The sequence below is a fragment of the Candidatus Streptomyces philanthi genome (assembly GCF_059553635.1).
On the sequence record NZ_JCANQV010000430.1, the window covers coordinates 1 to 3,697 of the forward strand.

The window sequence follows — 3,697 nt, forward strand, 5'->3', positions numbered from 1 at the left end:
GCCGGCGGATCGATCGTGACCGTCCGCAGTCGCGGGGCGCGCGCCTCGGCGAACGCCCGGGGCAGGATCGCCGTTCCCAGCCCCCGCGCGGCGAGCTCGGCCAGCACCTCGGGACTGCTGGCCTCGAAGGCGATGCTCGGCCGGAACCCCGCCGCCGTACACGCCTCCTCCACCCGGGCGCGCAGCCCCGTCCCCGGCGGCAGACTGATCAACGGGCGCCCGCGCAGGGCGTCCAGCGGGACGACGGACCGCGCGGCGAGGTCATGACCGGGCGCGACCGCCGCCACGATCGCCTGGTCGTCCACCACCTCCACCTCGACCCCGTCCGGGCCGCCCTCACCCACACTGATGATCGCCGCGTCGAGCCGCCCGGTGCGCAGCCCGTCGAGCAACGCGTCGGAGTTCGCCTCGGACAGGGTGATCTCCACCGCCGGATGCGCCTCGTGGAACTCCGCCAGCAGCCCGGGCAGATCGACGTTGTGCGAGGTCACCGTCCCGACGGCGACATGCCCCCGCAGCAGCCCGGTCATCTCGTCGACGGCGAGCCGCGCCCCGTCCACCGCGGCGAGCGCCGCCCGCGCGTACGGCAGCACGGCCGCGCCCACCTCGGTCGGCCGCACCGCCCGGCCGGAGCGGTCCAGCAGTTCCTGGCCGAGTTCCCGTTCCAGCCGCCGGATCTGTGCGCTGACCCCGGGCTGGGAGACATGGAGCCGCTCCGCGGCCCGGGTGAAACTTCCCTCCTCGGCCACGGCCAGAAGGTACTGAAGCTGATGCAGTTCCATAACCTTGGATTCTAGATCGCATATCGATCATCTCTTGGACTTCTGGAAAGCGGTGCCTCAGGGTGAGGAGAGAAGGAAGAACACAGAAGGGAACCCCTCATGACCGGCACCCGCGCCACTACCCCCGAGGACCTGACCCGCCTGTTCGTGGAACGCGCCAACGCCCGCGACGCCGAGGGCCTGGCCGCCCTCTACGCACCCGACGCCGTCCTCGCCTACCCGCCCGGCGGCCAGACGGTCGGCCGGGAGGCGATCCAGGAGGTGTTCACCCGGATGCTCGCCCATGTGCCGCTGCCGTTCCCGTCCGAGGACCCCCTGCCCACCGTCCGCCACGGCGACCTCGCCCTCACCTCCACCCACTCCTCCGACGGCACCGGCGGCCGCGTCCAGGTCGCCCGCCGCCAGCCGGACGGCACCTGGCTGCGCATCATCGACCGCCCCGAGATCGAGGCCGGGACCGGGACCGGGCAGTGACCGTCCTCATCGCCGGCGGCGGCATCGGCGGGCTGACCACCGCCCTGACCCTGCACGCCGCCGGCATCGACGCGCTCGTGGTGGAGAGCGCCCGCCACATCCGCCCCTTGGGCGTCGGCATCAACCTCCTGCCCCACGCCGTACGGGAACTCACCGCACTCGGCCTCGGCGACGCCCTCGCCGCCGTCGGCGTCCCCACCGCCGAGAACGTCTATGCCGACCCGTCGGGCCACCGGATCTTCACCGAACCCCGCGGAACGTCCCAGGGCTACCAGTGGCCCCAGTACTCGATCCACCGCGGCGAACTGCAACTCCTGCTCCTCGCCGCCGTCCGCGACCGCCTCGGCCCCGAAGCCGTCCGCACCGGCACCCGCCTGACGGACTTCGAGGACGGCCCCGACTCCGTCCGCGTCCGCCTCCTCGACCGCGCGACGGGGGAGACGGAGGAGACCCGCGCCACGGCCCTGATCGGCGCGGACGGCCTGCACTCCGTCGTCCGCGCCCGCCTCCACCCGGACGAGGGCCCCCTCCTGTGGTCCGGCATCCGCATGTGGCGCGGCGTCACGACCGCCGAACCGTTCCTCACCGGCCGCTCCATGGCGATCGTCCGCGACGGGAACACGGAACTGGTCGCGTACCCGATCGGCCGCGACCGCATCAACTGGGTCTGCCAGCTCAGGGAATCCGCACCACGCCCCCTCACCGAGGCCGCCGACTGGAACCGCCCCGGCCACGCCGCGGACATCCTGCCCCACTTCCGCCACTGGAACCTGGGCTGGCTCGACGTCCCCGCCCTCCTCACCGGCGCCGAACGCCTCCTCGTCTACCCGATGGTCGACCGCGAACCCCTGCCCTCCTGGGGCACCGGCCACATCACCCTCCTCGGAGACGCCGCCCACCCCATGTACCCCGTCGGCGCCAACGGCGCCTCCCAGACCATCGTCGACACCGCGGCACTGGCGCGCGAACTGGCGGCCTCCTCCTCGATTCCCGCTGCCCTCGCGCGGTACGAATCGGCGCGGCGGCCCGCATCGGCGGCCGTCGTGCTGGCCAACCGGACCATGAACGCGGCGGACGCGCGTACGGCCGGGGAGCTGGCCCGAGTGACCGATACGTATCGGGAGGCCACAAGGTCCTGAGGGCTCGTGTGCCGCAGGGGATCTCGGCCGTTGGCGTGGTTGTGGGCAGTTCAGCGTACGTACGGGCCTGTCCGTCCGCTGTGTGGGAATCAAGTATGGTGATCAGTCGTCATCGGATGCCCTCCCCCTTGCGGAGGATGCACATTTCTCGAACGTCAGGATCACCGATGAGGAAATATAGATAGGTTCCTTTGACGTCACTTGAGGGGCTCATGATCCACATGGAGGAGCGACTCTGCGAGTCGTTGTCCGAGGGGAAGGGTGAGGTGGCGTGAGCGTCGCGCTTCTCATCATCTTGAACGCCCTTTGATTCATTGTTCGTCGAAACGGAAAGTCTGAGCAATTTCCCTTTCCCTGCGAACATCCCTCCCTTGTATTCGCCAGGCTCAACGAATCGCCATTCCCCTTTCCCTGAGGCTGGCTCGTCCGGATCGTACTGGAATTCCTGGCGCCCGAGCCCCTCGACTGCCGCGCTCCCTGAAGCCTCCAGTTTTACCGTTCCGTTGCACCCTTTCCATGTGCCTACGAGTTCACGTTCCTTCAACGAGTGATCGTCAGGGGGCGGCTGATACCTGGAGTCGGGCGTGCAACTGCACAGCAGTGCGAGGAGCAGGCATGCGAGTGTTGGGGTTCTGCCGGGTGCGTTGATTTTTTTCTCTGTGGTCAAATCCTTGGCCTTTGGTGTGCTTCATTGATGTGCGTGTCCTTGAGGGAGTTCTCAACGAAGTGCCGACCTCATCGTTATCTCCTCTTGCCAGCGAACCACCATGTCCGCATTCCTTTGTCCGTTCGGGAATATTGACTTAATCCTCTCGGAGAGTCCGGGAGGCGATCTCCACGCTGCGGCCGGTGCGCCGGGCCTGTTCCAGGGCGGCGTCCGTCGTGGGCGCGCCGCCGTCCGCCGCCGCGGCGCGCGGCGCGGCCGGGACGGCCGTACGGGGCCGGGCCCACGCCGACGGCGTCGCCTCCACCGGGAGCAGTCCCGCTGCCAGCAGCCCGCCGATCCCGGCGGCGAGCACCCCGCGTACACGTCTGAGGCCCGAACGGCCCATCCCCCGCACCCCGCCCACAAGAAAATGAGAATTCCGTGAAGAAAATGTGAGCGGGAACGTATCGGCCGTCAGTGGATCATGGGTAGCCCCGTAAATCAGCAGACAAGGGGCGTGACCGTCATGTCCGGCTGTGGCGCGAGTGATTTAGGTCACTGTTTGAGTGGGGTTGTACGGACCGGAAGTGCTTTTGGATAACGAAGCCCGGAAAGAAATCCCGCAAGGGCCGGAGGCGAGGCCGACCCCCTAAGCC

5 protein-coding genes are annotated in these 3,697 nt (G+C 69.0%); 2 read left to right on the plus strand and 3 right to left on the minus strand.

The window, feature by feature from the left end:
- On the minus strand, positions 1-782 hold a 782-nt coding region (locus AC51EU_RS28415; protein WP_496269952.1), incomplete at its 3' end, for a LysR family transcriptional regulator.
- A gap of 99 nt (positions 783-881) precedes the next feature.
- On the opposite strand from AC51EU_RS28415, the gene AC51EU_RS28420 reads away from it, so the two are divergent.
- Together AC51EU_RS28420 and AC51EU_RS28425 are read left to right on the plus strand one after the other, a co-directional pair.
- Positions 882-1,256, plus strand: coding sequence for a YybH family protein (locus AC51EU_RS28420; protein ID WP_496269953.1), 375 nt, complete (start codon positions 882-884; stop codon positions 1,254-1,256).
- Entirely contained in the window at positions 1,253-2,395 is a 1,143-nt protein-coding gene (locus AC51EU_RS28425; RefSeq protein ID WP_496269954.1) for an FAD-dependent monooxygenase, read from the plus strand. The genes AC51EU_RS28420 and AC51EU_RS28425 overlap by 4 nt, the downstream gene beginning before the upstream one ends.
- Before the next feature lie 109 nt (positions 2,396-2,504).
- Here AC51EU_RS28425 and AC51EU_RS28430 read toward each other — a convergent pair whose 3' ends face one another.
- Together AC51EU_RS28430 and AC51EU_RS28435 are read right to left on the minus strand one after the other, a co-directional pair.
- Entirely contained in the window at positions 2,505-2,939 is a 435-nt protein-coding gene (locus tag AC51EU_RS28430) for a hypothetical protein (protein WP_496269955.1), read from the minus strand.
- A 259-nt stretch (positions 2,940-3,198) separates the two neighbouring features.
- Positions 3,199-3,447 (minus strand): hypothetical protein, encoded by a 249-nt coding sequence (locus AC51EU_RS28435; protein ID WP_496269956.1) that lies wholly within the window; start codon positions 3,445-3,447, stop codon positions 3,199-3,201.
- Positions 3,448-3,697: the final 250 nt, after the last annotated feature.